This window comes from Bythopirellula superficialaquae (genome assembly GCF_059632245.1).
This window is the reverse complement of the sequence record NZ_CP197426.1, coordinates 3,951,830-3,973,389: the sequence shown is the minus strand read 5'-3', so window position 1 is coordinate 3,973,389 and position 21,560 is coordinate 3,951,830. Positions and strand designations below refer to the sequence as shown.

At 52.0% G+C, this 21,560-nt stretch carries 17 protein-coding genes; 7 read left to right on the top strand and 10 right to left on the bottom strand.

The window, feature by feature from the left end; genetic code table 11:
• The first annotated feature begins 92 nt into the window (after positions 1 to 92).
• Positions 93 to 2,393 carry a GH92 family glycosyl hydrolase gene (locus tag SH678x_RS16390; RefSeq protein ID WP_496919532.1) on the top strand — a complete coding sequence of 767 codons (2,301 nt, stop codon included), beginning with the start codon at positions 93 to 95 and terminating at the stop codon, positions 2,391 to 2,393.
• Here SH678x_RS16390 and SH678x_RS16385 read toward each other — a convergent pair.
• Genes SH678x_RS16385 through SH678x_RS16370 form a run of 4 tightly spaced genes read right to left on the bottom strand, consistent with a single transcriptional unit; the run spans position 2,390 to position 8,401 of the window.
• Complete coding sequence (locus SH678x_RS16385) at positions 2,390 to 3,199, bottom strand: SDR family NAD(P)-dependent oxidoreductase (protein ID WP_496919531.1); 810 nt, start codon at positions 3,197 to 3,199, stop codon at positions 2,390 to 2,392. The two genes, SH678x_RS16390 and SH678x_RS16385, sit on opposite strands and share 4 nt — an antisense overlap.
• A 48-nt stretch (positions 3,200 to 3,247) precedes the next feature.
• Entirely contained in the window at positions 3,248 to 4,726 is a 1,479-nt protein-coding gene (locus SH678x_RS16380; protein ID WP_496919530.1) for a DUF1501 domain-containing protein, read from the bottom strand.
• Positions 4,727 to 4,783: 57 nt separating this feature from the next.
• Positions 4,784 to 7,228, bottom strand: coding sequence for a PSD1 and planctomycete cytochrome C domain-containing protein (locus tag SH678x_RS16375; RefSeq protein ID WP_496919529.1), 2,445 nt, complete (start codon positions 7,226 to 7,228; stop codon positions 4,784 to 4,786).
• Between the two features lie 18 nt (positions 7,229 to 7,246).
• Positions 7,247 to 8,401 carry a XylR family transcriptional regulator gene (locus tag SH678x_RS16370; protein WP_496919528.1) on the bottom strand — a complete coding sequence of 385 codons (1,155 nt, stop codon included), beginning with the start codon at positions 8,399 to 8,401 and terminating at the stop codon, positions 7,247 to 7,249.
• Between the two features lie 573 nt (positions 8,402 to 8,974).
• On the opposite strand from SH678x_RS16370, the gene SH678x_RS16365 reads away from it, so the two are divergent.
• Both SH678x_RS16365 and SH678x_RS16360 read left to right on the top strand, forming a co-directional pair.
• Positions 8,975 to 10,492, top strand: coding sequence for an alpha-L-arabinofuranosidase family protein (locus SH678x_RS16365; protein WP_496919527.1), 1,518 nt, complete (start codon positions 8,975 to 8,977; stop codon positions 10,490 to 10,492).
• Between the two features lie 89 nt (positions 10,493 to 10,581).
• Positions 10,582 to 11,766 carry a hypothetical protein gene (locus SH678x_RS16360; RefSeq protein WP_496919526.1) on the top strand — a complete coding sequence of 395 codons (1,185 nt, stop codon included), beginning with the start codon at positions 10,582 to 10,584 and terminating at the stop codon, positions 11,764 to 11,766.
• A 115-nt stretch (positions 11,767 to 11,881) separates the two neighbouring features.
• Here SH678x_RS16360 and SH678x_RS16355 read toward each other — a convergent pair whose 3' ends face one another.
• The 3 genes from SH678x_RS16355 to SH678x_RS16345 form a co-directional block, all read right to left on the bottom strand.
• The gene (locus tag SH678x_RS16355; protein ID WP_496919525.1) at positions 11,882 to 12,253 is read right to left on the bottom strand and encodes a response regulator; all 372 of its coding nucleotides are present in this window, start codon (positions 12,251 to 12,253) and stop codon (positions 11,882 to 11,884) included.
• Complete coding sequence (locus SH678x_RS16350; protein ID WP_496919524.1) at positions 12,246 to 13,817, bottom strand: ATP-binding response regulator; 1,572 nt, start codon at positions 13,815 to 13,817, stop codon at positions 12,246 to 12,248. The genes SH678x_RS16355 and SH678x_RS16350 overlap by 8 nt, the downstream gene beginning before the upstream one ends.
• A gap of 824 nt (positions 13,818 to 14,641) precedes the next feature.
• Positions 14,642 to 14,956, bottom strand: a complete 315-nt coding sequence (locus tag SH678x_RS16345) for a c-type cytochrome domain-containing protein (RefSeq protein WP_496919523.1) — start codon at positions 14,954 to 14,956, stop codon at positions 14,642 to 14,644.
• Between the two features lie 414 nt (positions 14,957 to 15,370).
• Between SH678x_RS16345 and SH678x_RS16340 the strand changes: the two genes are divergently transcribed.
• The gene (locus tag SH678x_RS16340) at positions 15,371 to 15,982 is read left to right on the top strand and encodes an HdeD family acid-resistance protein (RefSeq protein WP_496919522.1); all 612 of its coding nucleotides are present in this window, start codon (positions 15,371 to 15,373) and stop codon (positions 15,980 to 15,982) included.
• A 69-nt stretch (positions 15,983 to 16,051) separates the two neighbouring features.
• On the opposite strand, the gene SH678x_RS16335 is transcribed toward SH678x_RS16340, so the two are convergent.
• The 3 genes from SH678x_RS16335 to SH678x_RS16325 form a co-directional block, all read right to left on the bottom strand.
• Entirely contained in the window at positions 16,052 to 17,077 is a 1,026-nt protein-coding gene (locus tag SH678x_RS16335) for a vWA domain-containing protein (protein WP_496919521.1), read from the bottom strand.
• 114 nt (positions 17,078 to 17,191) lie between these two features.
• A complete protein-coding gene (locus SH678x_RS16330; RefSeq protein WP_496919520.1) occupies positions 17,192 to 17,395 on the bottom strand; it encodes a DUF4159 domain-containing protein in 204 nt (67 codons plus the stop codon).
• A 25-nt stretch (positions 17,396 to 17,420) separates the two neighbouring features.
• Positions 17,421 to 17,597, bottom strand: a complete 177-nt coding sequence (locus tag SH678x_RS16325) for a hypothetical protein (protein ID WP_496919519.1) — start codon at positions 17,595 to 17,597, stop codon at positions 17,421 to 17,423.
• Positions 17,598 to 18,399: 802 nt separating this feature from the next.
• Between SH678x_RS16325 and SH678x_RS16320 the strand changes: the two genes are divergently transcribed.
• Genes SH678x_RS16320 through SH678x_RS16310 form a run of 3 tightly spaced genes read left to right on the top strand, consistent with a single transcriptional unit; the run spans position 18,400 to position 21,467 of the window.
• On the top strand, positions 18,400 to 19,065 hold the full coding sequence (locus SH678x_RS16320; RefSeq protein ID WP_496919518.1) for a carbonic anhydrase: 666 nt from the start codon (positions 18,400 to 18,402) through the stop codon (positions 19,063 to 19,065).
• 52 nt (positions 19,066 to 19,117) lie between these two features.
• On the top strand, positions 19,118 to 19,417 hold the full coding sequence (locus SH678x_RS16315) for a hypothetical protein (protein ID WP_496919517.1): 300 nt from the start codon (positions 19,118 to 19,120) through the stop codon (positions 19,415 to 19,417).
• A 58-nt stretch (positions 19,418 to 19,475) separates the two neighbouring features.
• Complete coding sequence (locus tag SH678x_RS16310; protein WP_496919516.1) at positions 19,476 to 21,467, top strand: SulP family inorganic anion transporter; 1,992 nt, start codon at positions 19,476 to 19,478, stop codon at positions 21,465 to 21,467.
• The last annotated feature ends 93 nt before the right edge of the window (positions 21,468 to 21,560 follow it).

Genomic DNA, 21,560 nt, shown 5'->3' with positions numbered 1-21,560 from the left:
TCCGGGTTCGATTCAATACCTGACCATCCTCAATAAATCTGCTTTGCTGTCGCGTTATTGCGGCTCTCGCCTTCTATTTCCGGAACGATTTGATGCTGCTACGAATCACTTTTGTTGGTGTGCTTTGTTTGCTTTCATCGCTGCTTGCGGCTCTGCAAGCAGAAGACTTGGCGGATTACGTCAACACACTGCAAGGGACGAACTCTCGCTTCGAGCTCACGCGCGGGAATACTTATCCCACCACGGCCTTGCCGTTTGGTATGCACACCTGGACGCCGCAAACGGGGGCTAATGGCGACGGGTGGAAGTACCAATATGAGAAAGAGACCATCCGCGGTTTTCAACAAGCCCATCAATGCAGTTCATGGTCGAATGACTATGCCGTCTTTTCTGTGATGCCTGTAGTTGGAGAGTTAGTCGTCAGCGAAGAGCAGCGTGCCGCAAAATTTCGGCACGAAGATGAAACTGCAAAGCCGTATGATTATCGTGTCAAGCTCGCCAATGACGCGTCTGTGGCGATGTCCCCGACTGAACGTGGGGTGTTCATGCAAATTAGGTTTCCAGCAGCGAGTCGTGCCTATTTAGTGATTGATGGATACACGGAAAAAGGCTCCCTTGATATTCTTCCCAATGAGCAGCGCGTAACTGGAGCGGTACGCAATGGCAGAAACCAGCCTCGTGGTTTTCGTAATCATTTTGTCATCCAAGCGGACCAACCATTCGTGTCTTGGGGAACTTGGCAGCACCGTGGCGAGGATATTCGAGCCACTGAGACACAGATTGAAGGGTATCGCGTGGGAGGCTATCTAGAGTTTCCACCGGGAACGATTGTTAATCTGAAGATTGCTTCGTCCTACATCGATTTAGAGCAAGCACATGCGAATCTCAGCCAAGAGTTGGGCGGCTTTACCAGCATCGAAGCAGCGCGAACGGCGGCAAAAGAGGTTTGGAACGATTTTTTAGGAAAGGTTCGTATCGAGGGCGGAACGGACGAGGAAAATCGCACATTCTATTCATGCTTCTTTCGAGCGAGTCTCTTTCCACGAAAGTTTTACGAAATCGATGCGGCGGGAAAACCAATTTACCGCAGCCCCTATGACGGACGAGTGCATCACGGTTATATGTATACCGACACCGGCTTATGGGACACATTTCGCTCGCAGATGCCGCTGAATACGTTGCTGCATCCCACGATGCATGGCCGCTACATGGTGGCACTTATGGCCGCGTACAAACAATGTGGCTGGCTGCCTTCGTGGTCTTTCCCTGGCGAGGCGGGCAGCATGATCGGTAATCACGCGATCTCACTTTTGGCCGATGCGTGGGTGAAAGGGATTCGCACCTTTGATCCGGAACTGGCGTTGTCGGCCTATCAACATGAGTCAAGTGGCAAGGGGCCATGGGGGCCTGCCAACGGACGCGGCGGCTGGGAAGATATAGAACGATTGGGTTACTTGCCCTATCCCAACCATCATGAGGCCACGGCCAAAACTCTTGAATATGCTTACGACGATTTCTGTGGGCAGCAACTTGCACGAGACATTGGTCGCGACGATCAAGTATCGAAATTCGGCGGCCGGATGTTCAATTATCGCCATGTTTTCGATCCGTCGACTGGTTTTGTTCGTGGTAAGAACGACCAAGGGGCTTGGAACGACAACTTCGATCCTGCGGAGTGGGGCGGCCCATTCACCGAGGGATGTGCCTGGCATTGGACCTGGGCCGTGTTTCACGACGTGGTCGGTTTGATCGAACTCATGGGAGGAGACGAGGCCTTCGTATCCAAGCTAGATGCGGTTTTTACCGCGCCGAACGACTATAGGGTAGGGACCTACGGCGCGCCGATTCACGAAATGCGCGAAATGGTTCTTGCCAATATGGGCCAATACGCCCACGGCAATCAGCCGATGCAGCACATGGTCTACCTGTACAACTACGCCGGCCAGCCTTGGAAGTCGCAGCAGTGGACGCGCACAATCATGCAACGGCTATACGATTCGAGTGAGAACGGCTATCCCGGCGACGAAGACCAAGGGCAGACCTCATCGTGGTACGTGCTGAGCGCCTTGGGACTCTATAGCGTTTGCCCGGGAACCGATGAATATGTGTTGGGCAGCCCTGTCTTCAAAAAAGCGACAATTGCGTTAGAGTCTGGCAAAAAATTTGTTATCGAAGCGCATAACAATTCGTCACAGAATGTTTACATTCAATCGGCGAAGTTGAATGGTCAGCCGCTTGAGCGAAATTTTTTGCGGCACAGCGAGATCACGAACGGTGGTGTGCTGGAGCTCGAGATGAGCGATAAGCCGAATTTCGCCCGCGGTATTCGTCTGGAAGATCGACCCTTTTCTGTTTCCAAGACGAAAGCAGTAGCCAGCACACCCGAACTTTAGACTGTGCGAGCATATTGTTCCATGTGTGGAACACCGTTTTTGATGGTATTGCCGCCGTTCACCGAAACCGTTTGGCCAGTCACAAAACGTGCCTCTTCGCTGGCGAGATAAATCACCGCGGCGGCGACGTCCTGCGGCGTGCCAATACAGCCAGCGGGGACATTCGACCGATATTTGTCGAGCACTTCCGGTTCGCAATTCGCATGGCGTTCCACAGGGATCCAGCCGGGGGCCACCATGTTCACGGTGATGCCCGTCGACGCTAACTCGCGAGCCGTGCTTAACGCCAAGCCGGTTTGTCCTCCCTTAGCAGCCACATAGGCACTGAAGGGGGCGGAAGCCAGGGCCAGCACTTCGCTCGTTATATGAATAATGCGGCCCCACTGTTGTTGTCGCATATACGGAAGACACTTCTTCATCAACAGCACAGGACTTTTTACAAAGAAATCGAGCATCGTTTGAAAGAATTCCCAATCGTAATCTTCGAAAGGAAGTTCGGGCTGACTGCACGTGGCGTTGATCACAAGGATATCAATGGGACCAAGCGTATCGTAGACGTCTTGATACATCCGCTCGATCGAGTCGGCATCGGTAACGTCCCCTTGCACGAGGTGCGAGTCGCGAGAAACTTGTTGCAAATCGGCGAACGACCGTAAGGCATTCTCGTAGTCGTTGTGATAGTTCATCGCCGTGCGCGCACCGGCTTGCGCGAGTGCGAGCGCCATTTCCTTACCCAACCCACGGGTGCTCCCCGTCACTAAGGCGACGTGTCCGTCGAGCCGAAAGTGTTTTCCATTGTTTGACATACAATCTGCCCTTTTGCTTTTGCTGCTCGCGCTCGTTGCTAATCTTGTTTAAGCGATGATTTGATGAATGGTTTCGACGTGTTCGACCCCAACAAGTTTTTGATCCAGTCCCCGATAAAAGTACGAAAGCCGATTGGGATCAAGACCCATTTGCTGGAGCACCGTGGCATGCAATCGCTTCACGTGCATCGGATCGTCGACTGCGGCTGAGCCAATCTCGTCGGTCGAGCCAACGCTCATGCCCCCTTTGATACCACCGCCAGCCATCCACATGGTGAAGCCATAGGAGTTGTGATCCCGGCCCGTGCCGACGTCATACTCGGCCGTGGGTTGCCGGCCGAATTCACCGCCCCAAATGACTAAAGTCTCATCCAATAATCCGCGTTGCTTGAGATCTTTTAACAGCGCCGCAATGGGTCGATCCGTCGCTCCCGCGTGCTTTTCGTGGTTGGCCACGAGGTCGCCGTGGGCATCCCAGTTGTTGTCGTTGTGCGATCCACCTGAATAGACTTGAATAAATCTCACGCCGCGTTCGACCAAACGGCGCGCCAACAAACAACGCGTGCCAAAGTTCCGAGTTTTGTCGTCATCCAAGCCATACAGGTCGCGTGTCGATTGTGTTTCTTGGTTGAGATCCACAGCTTCGGGGGCATGTTGTTGCATGCGAAACGCTAATTCGTAAGTTGCAATCCGCGAAGCGAGATCGCTTTGATCAGATCGAGTGGCGTGGTGTTGTTGATTGAGATGGGCGAGGGTATCGAGAACTTCACGCCGCATGGGCCGCGTTGTTTCCTCAGGGAGTGATAAATCGTTGATGGGCGAACCTTCGGGACGGATCACGGTCCCCGCATAAGTGGCAGGCATGTACCCGCTGGCCCAGTTCTTCGCACCGCTGATCGGACCACCGGTGGGATCGAGCATCACCACATAGCCCGGCAGATTTTCGTTCACACTCCCCAAGCCGTAATTAAGCCATGATCCCATCGCCGGACTACCGCTTTGCAGCTTGCCGGAATTCATCATCAACATCGCGGAACCATGAATTGGCGATTCGGCGGTCATCGAATGCATAAAGGCGATGTCATCGACGCAGCCGCTCAAATGCGGAAACAGCGTGCTGACCCATTTGCCACATTCGCCATGCTGTTGAAATTTCCAACGCGGCTCAACAATACGGCCTTCATTCTTATGGCCACCCCGCCCGTGGGTCTTCACCGTGATCGTCTTACCATCTTGACCAATCATGCCCGGCTTGTAATCGAACGTATCGATGTGGCTCGGCCCGCCATACATGAACAGAAAGATGACACTCTTGGCCTTGGGCACGAAATGTCCTTCCCGCGCTGCTAACGGATTGTGGTAGGCTGCACTGGGTGCCGCCAAAGCTTGTTGCGGACGTGAAAAAAATCCATCGGCCGATAAAAGCGCAGCCAGAGCCGTGCCACCGAATCCGCAACCCGTTTCCCACAGGAATTCACGGCGCGTCCGTCGGCAAAACGACCCAGCAGAGTTCGATTTATCGTTCATAGTAAACGGCCTTGTGTAAGACTCATTCGCCTATTGGATGGATTTATTTATCAATCTTTAATCGAGATACACATATTCATTGAGATTAAGCACAGTCAAACACCAATACCGCAGAGCTTCATCTGGCTTCTGCGAATGCTTTTTCCGCAACCGATTCATTAAATTGACTCCGGATCGTATTTCATCTTGCGTGGCTTCACGGCCAAGCGCGAGTCTCAAGGCGGTCGCGACCTGATCTTGAGGCTTCTTGCTGCTCGTGGCGCGCACTCTTTCAGCAAAATATTGAGCTTGCTCGTTGAAGAAACTGCCGTTGAGCATGGTCAACGCTTGCTGTGGTTGTGTGGTGACAAACCGTGCTTCGCAGGTTGAATCGACGTCGGGGAAATCAAACGCGGCGAGTTGAGGCAGAATCAACGAACGCTTCACGTGAATGTAGATGCTGCGTCGCGACTGCTCTTCCAACGAAGATTCGCCCCAACCTTGGCCGGGTTGCGACTGCGTGGCCAAAACCTCGGCCGACATTTGCGGATAAAAACTTGGGCCGTAGGCTTGTGGGTTAAATTTTCCCGTGGTCACAAGCGTGGCGTCACGCAATTCCTCTGCGCTCAATCGTCGCATGTCAAAACGCCAGAACAAATCGTTCATCGGATCAATCGCAAGGGCCTCGTCATTGCCGGCGCTCGACATTTGGTAGGCGTTGGACGTCATGATCAAACGGTGCAACGGTTTGAGATGCCAATCGTGTTCGATCAACCACAACGCCAGCCAATCCAATAACTCAGGATGGGTCGGAGGATCGCCGAGTTCGCCGAAATTATTGGATGAACGCACGATGCCACGGCCAAAATGATGCTGCCACACACGATTGACGATCACGCGGGCCGTGAGCATGTTGTCTGGTGAAGCAATCCAATCCGCTAGAATTCGCCGGCGCCCCGCCGAATGAGCCTCCTCTTTCGCGGTGGGAATCGATGGCGTAGGAATGTTGAACAATTGAGGGAAGTGTGGTTCCACGACCTCATCGAGGACATGAGGATTGCCTCGCACCGCCAATCGCGTCGGCTCGGGTTGGGGTTCGCAGCGGGCTAAGGCTAAGACGGCCTCAGCCGCAGGAAGCTCATCGCGTTTGCGGCGGACTTCATTCAAGCGATCAAGCGTATCTCGAAAGAGTTTCCACTCAGAGTCATTAAGAAATTTCTCTAGTTTGTCATCCAGTAATTCTTGACGCTCGGGCGTTTCGCTGCGTCGCTGATCAACGGCGGACATGCGTTTAATGCCCACTTCTTCCATCGAGATCTTTTCACGTTCAATCTTGCCAATCTCCGCGTTGTACTCCTGACGCTGCTTGCGGGTTTCTTCGGACTCGATGGTCCATTGGCTGTTGCTGTTTTCATCACCGCGCGTGCCGTAGGACGTCACGTCGGCAAAGAAGCTGACAAAGCCAAAGTAATCGCGTTGGGGAATCGGATCGATCTTATGATCGTGACAACGGGCGCAACCCAGTGTGAGACCTAAAAATGCTTGGCCGGTCGTCGAAACCAGATCGTCTTTTTCGTCGGCGAGTGCTTGCATGGGATCGGCAGGCTCATCATCCCAAATGCCCAAGCGATAGTATCCCGTGGCGATTACGGAATCTTGCGTCACTTCATCAAGCTCGTCGCCGGCCAATTGTTCTTTGACAAACTGATCGTAAGGTTTGTCTTCATTGAACGACCGAATCACGTAGTCGCGATACTTCCAGGCATTGGGCTTAGGGCCATCGCGCTCGAAACTGTTTGTCTCCGCATAGCGCACCACATCGAGCCAGTGGCGAGCCCATTGTTCGCCATAGTGTTCGGAATCTAAAAGCCGATCTATGAGTCGCGGCCAAGCATCAGGTCGATTATCAGCGACAAATTCATCCAGCTCTTCATTGGTGGGTGGCAAGCCAATCAAATTAAAGTAGGCACGGCGGGCAAGCGTTCGTTTGTCAGCAGCCGGGGCAGGGGAGAGCTCCGCCGCTTCCAAATCCGCCAAGATGAAGGCATCGATGGGATTCTTGACCCACTTGGTTTGTTTGACCTGCGGAGGCGTTTGTGGCTTGGGTGGAATGAACGCCCAATGCTTTCTCCATTCGGCCCGTTGTTCGATCCAAAGTTTGAGCGTGTCAATTTCTTCGAGCTTGAGCGGCTCTCCTTCGGGGGGCATCCGCATAAACTCGTCAGTCGAAGAAACACGAGTGAGCAACTCACTACTTTCCGGATCCCCCGGCACGATGGCATGCAAGCCAGAATCCAATTCCGCAAGCGCCGTCTGAGGATTGTCGAGATGCAAGCCCCCTTCACCTGTTTCGGGGCCGTGGCAAGCAAAGCAGCGTCTCGCCAGCAATGGCTTGACCTGGGTTGCGAAATCAACGTGCTTGTCCGTTTCGCGCGCTTGCACAACGCCCGTGCCCAACCAGCTAAGAATGCTGATGGCTAAAAGCAAATTCGCGGAGATGAGAAGTTTACGAAGAAGAGTCATACTGTATGTGATTCTACATCAATTGTGCTCGCCGTTGCGCTTTCTGTAATTGCCGGGTGTTTCCTTTGTGGTGCGTTTGAAAACGACACTCATATATTCAGGATGCTCAAATCCAGCCAACTGAGCAATTTTATCCAAGGGTAGGTTCGTTGTCCGCAAAAGTTCTTTGCAACGCTTGATTTGCACGTCACGAATTTCAGCCTGAGGGGAGTGCCGCACGAGTTTGCGAAAACTACGCTCCAACCAACTTCGCGAAACCGACACATAATCAAGTACGTCGTTCACGGTGACGCCTTCACACGCCCGTTCTCGAATAAAACTCAAAGCCGAGGCCACGGTCGGATCCGAGACGGCATAGACATCCGAAGACTGACGCACGGCGATTCCTTGTGGGGGAACCTCTATCTCTAGTGTGGTCGGTTTCTGCCCTTGCATCAACCGATCGAGCCAGACAGCCGCTTCGTATCCGATACGCTCCGGGTTGGGGATGATACTTGTCAGTTGTGGCTGACAAAAGCCACAGACAATCTCGTCATTATCAACGCCGATAACGGCCACATGCTCGGGGACGGCCAGATCGAGTTGCGCGCAAGCATCCAGCACGTGTTGGCCGCGGAGATCGTTGGTGGCAAAGATGCCAAGTGGCTTCTTCAGCGAGGCGATCCACTCGACGAGTTGAATTTGATCGCGTTTCCAAGCTTGCTGACCGCTCCGGGGCGATTCGTAGACGCTTCCTGTGAAGCCTTTGTGCCCAATTTCCGTAATGAAGCCGTCACGGCGACGCTGTGACCAATACTCGCCGGCAAAGCCACAGCAGGCAAAGTTCTCGAAACCCCGTTCGAGCAAGTGCTCGGCCGCCATCCGACCAATCACCATGTCGGCTGACAGAATCCGCAAAACTCCCAAATGTGCATGGATATCGCCCAAATCAATTGTGGCCAACCGGCGACGGCGCATCAGTTTGACCGATTCCTTAGTGGCATTGCGGGTAATGATCCCATCGCCGCTCCAACGCTTTAACAAACCCAGTGGATCGGCACTTAGTTCATGCTGCTCCAGGCAGATTGACCAGGGTCGATTGGCACGCAGATAACGCGAAACTCCCTCCAAAATCCTTCGGCCGTAGACGAGCGAAGTCTCAACGTCGAGTGCTACACGAGGCGCTTTTGACACGACAAGATTCCAGTAATTGAGGTTCTAGACGAGAAAAACGCCTGGTAGCCATTGTCCTACAAAACACACAAGACCTGCTGAATAGCTCAATCGTGAGTGATAGAAATATCAATCGCGATGGCGGTTTCGTGTCTCTTTGGAGGGTCAGGAGCCAAGCTTGGGCTAGGGAACGATGAGGAGCAGTTATTTAATTCAGCTGAAATTATAGCATGATTACGACAAAACCCCCAAGGCCTTGGGGGTAAAAATCCGCTTCCTTCGCGTGGACAAAGAAACTCAATAAGTATGAGTAAAATGTCTCAATAAGATTGACGATCAATCTCATTGTTGAACTTGTCGTATGCAAACACAATGAGAAAAGACTGGAGAGAAATCCACACTTATCACTACATCTCTAGTTCGAACTACTTTTCGTGACACGCTTGTCGTTGTCTTGTCCTGATTGTCATTGAATTTTGGGTGAGGCTTTGGATTCGTTGCCCCTGGGAGGAGGGCGCAGGCATCCTGGCGTATTTCCGTACAGGAAGTCTGTTTCTCCTTTTCGTCAAGGCAGCGATTCATTGCTCAATGCAAATGAATCGTCGTGATGCCGTCAAAACTGTGCTGGTCGGTGCCGCTGGGCTGGTGGCCGGATCAGCGTGCGCGAATGCACCCGCCACGGCCGATGCGTTACGGGTTGATCTTACGCCACGGTTTGAACTCTCGCCCCATCTTTATATGCAGTTCATGGAACCATTGGGAGTCACCGACAGTTCCGTCGAGGCCGCTTGGGATCACCGTAATGATTGCTGGCGTGGCGACGTGGTCGACTTAACTCGTGAGCTGGCACCCACGATGGTCCGCTGGGGCGGCATCTTTTGCGACTTTTACCGCTGGCGCGAAGGAGTTGGTCCTCGTGAAAAGCGTCCCACGATGGCGAACCTGATGTGGGGCGGGTTGGAATCGAATCAGATTGGCACGGGTGAGTTCGTCGATTTCTGCCGGCAGGTGCAAGCCGAGCCGTTGATGTGTGTCAACTTTGAGTCCGATGGCCGGCAGCAATACAAAAAAATTGAAGACAATATCCGCACGGCAGATGCTCAAGAGGCTGCGGATTGGGTGGCCTACTGCAACGATCCAGATAATGCCGAGCGTCGCAGTCATGGTATCAACGATCCGCTCACCATTCCCTATTGGCAGTTGGGGAATGAAACCTCTTACGATTCGCAAGGTTTCGATCAGGCGACCACGATCGAGAAAACGATCGAATTCTCTCGGGCGCTGCGTGCAGTTGACCCTTCGATCAAAGTCATCGCGTGGGGAGATTCAGGTTGGGCCAAGGACATGTGTGAGCGGGCTGGTGAGCATTTCGACATGCTCGCCTTCCATCACATGTTCAACCCGGACCGTCCCGAGCCAGTCTTGAGCAATGAACGATATCGTCGCGATCCTGCTGCCACGTGGGATTGTTTGATGCAGGCTTGGAAGATGAACGATGCCAAGATCCGCGAAGTTCGAGCAAGCTTGGGCGAACATCAAATGCCGTTGGCAATGACCGAATGCCACTTTGCCATTCCAGGCCGCGACCGTTGCGATGTGTTGTCGACTTGGGCCACGGGCGTAGCTTATGGCCGCATACTGAACAACCATCAGCGTCACGGCGACGTGTTGAAGATCGCCACGGCCGCGGATTTTTGTGGCACACGGTGGCAAGTCAACGCAGTGATGATTCCGGTGCCCCATGGACGGGCTTATCTGATGCCGGTCGCGCGCGTGATGAAACTGTATCGCCATCACATCGGGACGCATGCTGTGGATGTATCGTCATCCCCATCCGACTTAGACGTGGTGGCCAGTCGCTCGGATAACAAGTTGTTCCTGCACGTGGTAAATACTAACCGTTCGCAAGAAATTGCGATGGATTTCACCTTGTCTGCGGGAGGGATTGCGAAAGCAACAGCTTTTGAGATCTCGGATGATCCCATGGTGGAAGTTTCGGAGCTGAATAGCTCCGAGGTAATGCAGATCCGTGAGCATTCTTTGGAAATCAACGGTCGGTGGAAATTTCCTGCGGCTTCCGTGTCAGCAGTAGAAATCGAGTTAACGGCATAAGCACTGAAACATTGAATACATCATCCATGCATTCGAATCCGAGCCACATAACACATACACGACGAACTCAGCAAATAGCTGGGTTTTTCATGTACTGCGCTTGTGTGCTTGGTTTTCCACTGTCTGTAAGTGGGCAGCACCAAACAAGCACGTTCACTCCAATTGATCAAAGTGGAACGCTTCCCTATCGGATCAAAATTCAAGAACTCGATTTCGGTACGGCTGACTTGCCTGGGCTTCATTCTTACGCGGCTGGAACTTTCGACGGCAAGTGCGTGATGATCGCTGGCCGTACGAACGGTGTTCACAATCTTGATTCATCGGGTGAAGGTAGTTTTCCCGCCGAAAGCCAGAATCGCGATGTGTGGGTTATTGATCCCTTGACCAAGCAGTCTTGGCACCGCTCTTTAGGTAATCCAGCCATACCAGGGAATGATCCGGTTTCAGGCTTATCTCCGAATCAAATTGCGTCATTGACGCCAACAAACAACCAGTTCGAGCAAGTTGGCAACACTCTCTACATGACGGGTGGTTACGGCTTGAATCCTGCCAACAACTTTACAACTTTCAACACGTTGACGGCCATTGACCTACCTGGTTTGGTTGATTGGGTGATTGATGGCACTGGACAAGCGGTGGATTCGATTCGGCAGGTCGACCATCCGATTGTCTCGGTCACAGGAGGGGCCATGTATGAGATGGGTGGCCGAATGCACCTTGTTTTCGGACAAGATTTTGAAGGTCCGTACAGCCCCCGCAGCGAAGGTGCATACACCAGACAGCTACGCAGCTTTGATATTGTTGATGATGGGGTGAATTTGGCGATTGAGAATGCAACTTCAACTCCCATCAACAATTCTTATCGCCGTCGTGACTTGAACGTGATTCCCGTGCTCTCGCCCGATGGTTTTGGAGGGACGGAAGAAGGACTTGTCGCCTTGTCCGGTGTGTTCACGACCTCGTTTGGTGTGTGGTCTGTTCCCGTAGAAATTGATTCCAGCGGCGTACCAACGATGGCTACGCCTGGTGATCTTTCAACATTCAAGCAAGGCTTTAATGGCTATCACTCGGCTAAACTCGGATTGTATTCGCAAGCCACCGGCGACATGCATGAGCTTCTCTTTGGTGGCATTAGTTTGCAGTATGTCGATCCGCTCACAGGACTTGTCCAAACGGATAACGACATGCCTTTTGTCAACGATGTGACTTCCGTGGCCATTAATGCAAGTGGCGAATATAGCCAACATCACATGCGCCAAGCAGCGAATTGTTAAGGCAAGAATCAAATCCTTGTCATCATCGGCAAGCACGATATTGGGGTAATTGGTGAAATACATGGTAGTCGCTTTCTGAGATGCCTGAGCGTAATAAGTGTTGCAGAAATCGAATTTAAGTGGAAAGAGCTTTTTGTACGGCGGAAAGCAAGTCTAGGCTATTATAAGGTTTACCAACAAAGAATCTCGCACCGGCATCCAGTGCTGTCTGCTTATCACGCAGACTTGCCGAGAGCATCACCACAGGGATAAGTTCGGTACGTCTGTCTGCACGGAGTCGGACCAAGGCCTCTAATCCATTCATGCGAGGCATGCTTACATCCATCACAACGATGTCCGGCCGCTCTGTGAGTGCAAGTTGAACTCCTGTGTCACCATCAGTCGCAGTGCAGATCTCGTAACCGGCATGAGCCAAACGCAATTTTGTCCCCATGAGGATATGAGCATCGTCGTCGACAACCAAGACTTTCGTACGCTTTTCAGACATGAGTCAATTCTCTTTCCTCATATCGGATTCGCACCTCTGACAGTAATTCCTCCTCATTAAGATGAGTGAGTAGCCAGCTACCACAGTACTCTGCAAAAAAGCCGGGAAGACTACCCTTTGGTCGATTGCGAGAGATCTCACGATGTTCGTTTTCAAGACGACTCTTGAACGCCTGAAATTCCACTGACGACATCGCCAATACGGCCAGCCAGCGATCGTCGGCAATACGGAACAATTGATCGTTGTTCCGTAAGTCTTGTTGAAAGAGTAGGCCCAGATCTCCAAGGTCGCGATTATCGCCTCGAGTATGAGCTGTCAACGACACAAGACTGATCTCTGCCGAATCTGGACGTTCAGCTCGCAAACGGTTGAATTGCCGTTGCAAAACTTTGTCGTACTCTGCGTAAGGAATACTGAAAGTGAACGTGCTGCCACTGCCAGTTCGACTTTCAACTTCCATGCGACCAAGGTTCAAATCGACCAGTTCTTTGGCAATTCCTAGGCCAAGTCCAAATCCTTTTGTACTTTGGCGTACGTTGGTGACATGCTGTTCAAAGCGATTAAAAATCTCCGAGATCTTGCTCTCTGGGATGCCTGCGCCATTGTCGCTGACGCCGACGATGATTTCTCGCAGCTTATTATCGGGAATAGCCCATAAGCGAACCGTACCGGGCTGACCACAGAACTTGATGGCATTCACTACGAGATTAATAATTACGCGTCCAATTTTGTCGCCATCACACCATACTGTGGGCAGGGTATCGGGAATCTCGATCTCCAGCTTTACATTTCTAACGAGCGCCTTGCGACGTAAACTAGGCATGAGATACTCGACAATTTCATTGAAATCTTTTTCCTGGCGGCAGAGGCCGAGTAATCCTGCTTCCATGCGACTAATATCTAGTAAGTCATCAACCATCGTATTCAGATCATCGGTACGATCGTCGATTACATTCAGCATAGAAACCTGATCATCATTGACTTTTCCCACGGCCCCATCGCGAATTAATGCGCTGAACTCTTTGATCACCGTCAAAGGAGTACGAAACTCGTGTGAGACAATGTCAACAAAATTTTGAGAAGTATCGCACAGCTCTTCGAGGCGATTGTTCTTAATTTCCAGCAAGCGCTGACTCTTGGTTATTTCATCCACCAGGAGTTGAACTTCCTGCTGCGACTTTTGTCTTTGGATTGAATAGTGGATAGAGCGATAGAGTTTGTCGCCTCCCAAGGCACCAGCGGTGAGAATTTCGTGCTTGACCAGATAGTCTTGTGCGCCAATTTCTAAAGCGGCCAGCGCCATTTCTTCGTCTTCAAGCGTAGTCAGAACGATTATTGGAATCCCCGGAAAATTTTCACGAAGAATTCTCATGCTTTCTAAGCCTTGCGTGTCATCTAGGGCCAGGTCCGCAATCACAGCAGCGTATTCACATGGATCCGTGTATGAAAAGATGCCTGCTAAATCGCTTCCACAGTCAACTCGACTGTCAACAAAAAGTGTGTGAAGCAGGCTTTTAATTAAATTTGCATTGAGATGGTTCGCTTCGACGACCAGAAAATTCATCGCAGGACCCTTTCACGCTTGTTAACTACGTGTTGTGTTTAATAGCGTAAGTAACGTTTCGTAGATAATTGTATTGCAGTGACACATGACAGTTACAGCACCGAGAATGATGAAACTTGATTTGCTTCGCAGTGTTTCTCGGAGATCCTTTAACCTGTCATTTGCAGAGTTCGTGACTATTATGAATTTCCACACACTATCTCATGTTGCAGTCACTCATGAAGCCTAGTTTGCACAATCGACGTTATCAGAAGTTTTCACACCCGATATGTCCGCGGTGCAAGCTGATGTGCCAATTCATGGCCGAACCAAACAATAATGTCTCTGTGTGAGGAATTCTCCTCATCTTGTCGCCGAAGAATCACTGGAGCTTCACAGTTTGCTAGCGACGAGTAGGCGACACGAATACTGTATTCGCAGTCATCCATAGAAACTGTAGATAAGCAGTGAAGTTTTCCACAAAATCCAAGTATCATCTACTGATATTTGCAAGGCCACAAACTTGACTAGTAAAGACAATTTAATCGAAGGTCGTGCTGAAATTCGCCCCTTGCATGGAGTTGAAGCCTTCTTCCATGGTCGCAAAGTGCCGCCTCGCTGGAATATGGCTTTCGTCACGCGGCTGGACGTCTTTCCAGCGGTCAAATTTTGGTCTTGGTTCTTGATTCTCGTCTGCACATGTTCCACCCGGTTGCTGTCACGGTGCTTGTGACCATCCTTGTTGTGGCTTCTCTTACTTGGGCAATAATGCCGCGACTAATGATATAGTTGCATTCCTTTCTGAACAAGAACTCTGAAGTGATACACCTAAGAGTTCCCTGACATTACGGATTGATAATTGACGGGCGAACGGCCATTGGGTTTTTCCCTTCAGCACCCTGGTGAATCCATTGTTTTAATGTGTCAATTTCTTTAGGCGTGGGCGATCTGCCTTCAGGTGGCATGGAATCTGTGCATCTTGTTGCCGCAACGCTTACGAGCAGTTCGCTGTTCGCAGAATCGCCCGACACGATCGCATGCAATCCAGAAGTTAATTCTGCGAGAGCAGCTTCAAAAGTCTCGAGGTGCAATCCCGCCTTTGCCGTCTCGGGAGCATGGCAAGCAAAGCACCGTCGCGCGTGCTGACAAATGGCCCACATCCAACCAGCTAGGCGTGCTGATGGCTAGCAGCAATTTCGCTGAGATGAGAAAGTTTCGGAAGAAGAGTCATATTGCTAGTGTTGATACAGCAATTGTTCGCTTAGTTGCAGCTGGAGACACTGCCGAGGAATTCTTTTCTTCGTGCGTATAAAAATCGCACTAATATCTCCGCCGCTTCGATATGAAATCACACCAGTCGGATGACTCTGATTTTCCCGTTTATGACGATTTTACGTGAGCCAACTGGTGGCCATATGTCAATACTCCATTAAGTTACAAACAGCCCCATGGGTAGCAAACCTCGTCATTCGTCCACAGAATTGAGCTACACTTGACCAGTGCTTCTCGTGCGGAAGTGCTGGGAAGACTCCCGCCGTAGCTTCAATTCCATTCGTACAAGGCTGAACATTACCATGAACGGTTTTACCACCTCGCCCATTGTCGACCTGCTCTCCCATGAAAAAGGTTTGCTTCGTAAGTATTGGAAGTGGTTTATGGCCCTGGGCGTCGCCATGCTCATCTTGGGCACCATCGCCATCAGTTGGTCATGTATTGCCACGGTAACCGTGACCGCAACTTGGTTGTTCGGTTTCTTTTTGTTGGCGGGTGGTATTGGTGAAATTATCAATGCGTTTTGGGTTGGTCGTTGGAGCGGTATGTTGTTGCACTTGCTCGTGGGCGTGCTTTATGTGCTGGTAGGATTTATTATCATCGATCAGCCGCTTAACGCTGCAATTGAATTGACTTTGTTGATCGCCATCTTCTTAATGGTGAGCGGAATTTTCCGCGTGGTGTTTGCCGTGGCAGAGCGTTTTGCCGGTTCGGGCTGGGTGCTGCTCAACGGCGTGGTGACATTCGTCCTGGGCTTGTTGATCTACAAACAGTGGCCCGCCTCGGGTCTCTGGGTGATTGGTTTGTTCATCGGCATCGATCTGATCTTCAATGGTTGGGCCTGGGTTGCCTTGGCGCTTGGTTTGCGTCAAGTGACCGAGAAATTGCCCGAGCCAACGCCTGCTCAAGCTTAGAGCTACTTAGCTTGGAATGATAAATGATACGCGGCCAAGCGGTTAAAACTCGCTTGGCCGCGTTTTTTTCTACAGCGCAACCGGATTGATCAACGCCTCGGCTAGGCTTTCGAGACTGATGAAAACATGCTGCCCGCCGGTTTTTTCGGCCAGACCCACGAGCGTGCAATTGTCGCGTGGCGCCTGACAGAAGTGAACAATGTTAATGACGATGTTGCGGCGTTTGCAGAACTTAACAATCTTCCGCACCATGTTGGGATGCAAATCGTCTTTGGCTTCTCCGTCGGTCAACATGAAAATCACGTCGGGATCGAGTGTCATTGCCGTTTCGAGCGCTAGAAAGTGATTTGTAAATCCCTCGCCGGGTATGCTTTCGATGTACTCATTGGCGCGCTGCTTGTTGTCTGCCGTGGCGCGATAGAGCTTCTTTTCATCATGGCTTTCGCCAAAGATTTCCACCAAGTCGTTGTAAAATACGATCTGAAATTCATTGGCCTTCGAGAGCGCGTTTAAGCTGCGTGCCATCTCCATTTTTGCTGACTTGAGCGGCGTAATCGTCGCGAGTATCTGTTGTGCCGAGTACAAGCTGAAGACCGAGTTCATGCTTTCCGAGCGGTCAAAGACATACACAAACTTGCCGCCCTCGCCGGCGAGACCAAACAAACTTGTGGTGCCCGTCCCACCAGGGGCTTTACCTAGCGTGCCTTCACCCAACCCAGGGATGAGCGAGGGAGCCCCACTTTCCGCGGAAACGAGATTCTGAAAATCACCCTCAAGGTCCGTGAGTAACTCTGCGGAAGCCAAGGGCGCGGCAACATCGTCGACCGTTGAGAACGACTCGGGATTTGCTTCGAGATTGACATCCAAATCCGCCAAGCCCGTGGTATCCGCTTCGACGTCATTCAGACTCTCGGTGGGAGAGAATAGCAGATTAAGATTATTGCCGGGGGTAATACCGATCTGGATCATCCCCAGAATGATCACCAGCACCATGTGAATGGCGGTCGACAATAGCCAAGGAGGGAGCGCCTCGTACCGTTTGGTCGAGCGAGCGTCGACAGGCTGCGAATTGATAGGTGCGCTGAGCGTGGGCACGGCATCCTCTCAAGAATTGTTCCGGCCTTCATTATAACCGTGCCGTGGAAAAAAACACGGTTTCGAGGTTCCGAGCCGAAATCCAGAACCCCAATCTGCCTATCGTGCGACAGATTATTCGTGTTCTAAGGAATAGAGGAGAATGTTGAGGGCCAGCCGGGCTGCGTCTTCGCGGGTATAACCGGCACATTCCACGGGATCGCGGCTTTCGAGCGCGCAGCTCAAATCGTACGGCGAGAAGAACACGGCCCAGCGGCCATCCAGCATCAGACCTTCAATATCGGGCTGGGTACGAAAGATTTGCGCCGAGGCAGACACGGTGCTACTTTGCTGGCTGATTCGGTTAGTGGATCTTAAGAAACTCAACAGCCCGATGAATCTTGTCATGGACTTCGGCGGCCGTGATGTCTGTGGAAGTATGAGCAAACAACACACTTTTTGCACTGGCAGCGAACCAACCCAAGACCAGAGTCGTAGCGAACAGCGTGAAACCGCGGAGGAAGTGTCTTGTTGGCAACATTGGCAAATTTTCGGAGTTTTGCGCCAATACGCGGATTGGTATTTCATATCAGCCCACTAGACTGGCAACAATTCTATTTGACGGCTGTGACTGGACGTCTGTCGGATCGGTAACAGATGAGTCGAAATTTGTTCCAGAACAGGCTCGGACGCAGTGAATTTAGGGTCCGGCAAGGTGCTGCGAAAGCTATGCTTTAATAGCTGGGAACCGCGCTTTCTCGCTGGACGCCCAAGGGTCAATGACCGATACTAGGACTGTTAGGCAGACTTTTCTGATAATAGCGGGAAGATAGCACTCGATGGGTCGAAGTTCGACAATACGAAGATTGTTAGCATTCGTGCGGATTGCCGTTGGCAATCTCTGCTTGCTAGCAGTTTTGTTAGCGTCTGGCCCCGTGATGGGCAGTGAGAGTACCGAAGCTCCCACGACTCCCGTCGAGTCCAAGGAATCATGCACGGAAGCGATGGTTTGCCTCGAAACTCGGCTCGTCCGTATTCGCCTGCTGTGGACTTCTCCCAGTCTTTTATCCATAGATGCCTTATATTCGGCTCTTCCCGGGCAGCAGGCTGTTCCACTCACGGGGCATAGGCTGTCTCATGAACTTCTCGCCCCGTTGCGCTGTTAAGTATCTGATGGTTGCGCGCTGCTTGCGTCCCTCGGTGAGAGGCATACATTCGCGGTGTGCGGCTCGGTTTCTTCTGTCGGCCATTTTTTGTTGTAGCGCAACAATTCGCCAAGGTTTTTCATCTCCCCAGTGTTGGCAGGTCGCACAATCGACCTTGCTTCTTTCGGAGCTTTCACGATGCAGAAGTTGATTCAGGGAATTCATCAGTTCCAAAACATTGCGTTCGCCGATCAAAAGCGGCTGTTTGAACGCTTGAGCAAAGGGCAACACCCGATTGCTCTGTTCATTACTTGCAGCGATTCGCGCATTAATCCAAATTTGCTCACACAAACTGATCCCGGCGAGCTGTTCATCATGCGGAACGCTGGGAACATCGTGCCTCCCTACGGCGCCGTTCGCGGCGGAGAGGCCGCCACGATCGAGTACGCCGTGAGCGTGCTCAAAGTGAAGGACATTATTATCTGCGGCCACTCCTTGTGTGGAGCGATGGGGGCCATCTTGGACCCCAGTTCAACCGAAGGCCTGCCTGCGGTTAAAGATTGGCTTTGCCACGCCGAAGCCACTGCGCGGATTATCAAGGAAAACTATTCCCACATTAATAACGAACAAGCCAGGCTGACCGCCGCGGTGGAAGAAAACGTGCTCGTGCAGCTTGAGAACTTACGCACTCATCCTTCGGTCGCCGCGGCCGTGATGCGAGGCGATCTCAAGATTCATGGTTGGGTTTACAAATTCGAATCGGGGCAAGTCTTTGCCTATGAGCCTGAGCATGGTCAATTCTTGACGATTGAAGAGGTCTTTACCGACACGAGCGACATGCACGTCCATTTGCCGGCAATCTGAGGCGGGACGGTTTGATTATTGATTCAATTTAAATAAACGAGGCAATAAAAATATGAAACCTATTAAGAATCAGGCGTCCAGCATCGCAGGACTTTCGGCCCTCTCCGCGGAATCGCAAATGTGTTTCGGTGCCGCGGCGGGGTGTTTGGTCTTGGGATTAGTTGGCTATGCCGTGAATTTCCTAACCACTTCGGAAACCACACTGAGTGCTTTCCTGGTGATTAGTGCTTTTTACTTGATGCTAGGCATCATTAGCTTGTTTAAGTCCAAACCCAAATATGCTCTCCAGCAGGCACGCAGCGGTCAGCAGGAAACCTATTTGGAGAATGACCTGGCCGAAGACGCTGCTTAGTGCGAATTTTGCCGCTTTCTTTAGGCGGCAGCCAGCAAAAAAGCTAGAATATTGTGTCATGAACACAATGAGCTCCAATTCAGTTGGTCTTAAGAGGTCGACGTTCAAAAGCGATTTGCTCGCTTCGGTCGTCGTCTTTCTCGTCGCGCTTCCCTTGTGTATGGGGATCGCAATCGCGTCGGGGGCACCGGTTGCCGCCGGTTTAATTACCGGGATCGTTGGCGGATTACTCGTCGGCACGATCGCGGGCTGCCCCTTGCAAGTCAGCGGACCTGCCGCGGGCCTCACGGTGATCGTCTACGAGATCATCCAGCACCATGGTCTGGAAATGCTGGGGCTCGTTGTGCTGCTAGCGGGTGTTATGCAGATGCTCGCCGGCGTGATGCGGTTGGGACAATGGTTTCGCGCCGTGTCGCCGGCCGTGATTCAAGGCATGCTCGCGGGAATTGGCTTTTTGATTCTAGCCAGCCAATTCCACGTCATGATCGACGACAAACCGAGCGGCAGCGGGGCAGAGAATCTGGCCACGATCCCTGCGGCAATTTGGAAAAGCGCGGAACTCCCCAATCCCTTGCCACGCGAAGTCCGGGAAGTTCATACCGAAATGCTGCGCAGCGTCGGCGAGTTGCATCGCCAGCAGGTCAACATTCAAGAACAGTTGGCTGAACACCTACCGCATGACGGCAGCGAAGTGCCAACGGTATTGTCTCCCGACATTTCAGCCGATATCAATTCGCTGATTCCACAAGAAAAGGGGCTGGTCAATCAATTTGAAAAACTCGAGCAACAATTGATCGAGTTCGAACAGAAGGCCCCCGAAACAGACCGCGCCCAAGAAATTATTTCGGCCGCTCAAGAAGCCCTTACACAGGGTCGCAATGCGATTTCTTCACTGGAAGGCCAGAATCTCACCACGGCGCTCGAGGCGCAACAGGAATTCAGGCTGTCGCTGGAAAACTTGTTGGGGAATCTCAAGAATCACAACTCCGCGGCGTTGCTGGGGATTTTCACGATTCTTGTCATTGTGCTCTGGCAAGCGTTCGCCCCGACCACGCTCAAAGTGTTACCCGCGCCGCTTGTGGCTGTTGTGGCCGCGACACTTCTGGCGACGTTTTTAATCGTTCCGGTGTTTTATGTCGAAGTCCCCGACAATCTCGCCAGTGATATCCGCTTTCCTTCTTGGGAATTGATGAGCAATGCACCTTGGGTTGAGTTGCTCAAAGCCGCTTTGCTGCTGGCGGCGGTCGCCAGTGCTGAAACCTTGTTGTGTTGCACGGCCGTAGATCAGATGAAGCCCGACCAGCGCACCGCTTATGACCGCGAGTTGTTCGCGCAAGGCGTGGGAAATGCCACCTGCGGATTGTTTGGGGCGCTCCCCATGACGGGTGTGATCGTGCGAAGCTCGGCCAACATCCAGGCTGGGGGGCAAACGCGACTTTCGGCAATCATGCACGGGGCGTGGCTGTTGGTGTTTGTTTGTTTTCTCAGTTTTCTACTGCGGCTGATTCCAACCTCAAGCCTAGCCGCCATGCTGGTTTATACGGGTTATAAACTCGTCAACGTCAAGGCGCTCGTTGAACTACGCAAGTTCGGGTGGGGCGAAGTGGGCATCTACGCCGTGACCGTTTCCATGATCGTGTTCACCGATTTGCTCACCGGCGTCCTGACGGGTATCGGTCTGTCGGCGCTCAAGCTTCTGTACACATTCACGCACCTGAAGATTAAGTTGCAAATGCCCAAACAAGAGCATGGTGTGGCCGTGCTGAAGCTCTACGGTTCGGCAACATTCTTACGGCTTCCGAAACTTGCCGCCGCCTTGGAGAAGATTCCAGAAGGCACCGATTTGAGAGTCGATTTCAAGCATCTCGACTACATCGATCACGCCTGTTTAGAGCTCCTCATGAATTGGGCCAAGCAGCACGAATCCACCGACGGCACGCTCGAAGTCGATTGGGATTCCTTGCATGCCCGCGTAAGGCCGGACACGATCTCCGACGAAAGCATGATCATGAACGACTCACCGGTGATGAACAAAACCGGCTCGGTGTGAGATGGTCCTCCCTCTCCCGAAGACGTAATCTCAAGGCAATCCCTATATTTCGCGAGGCCAAGCCAGCTCGAAGCTTGCCCTAGTCGGGCCAGT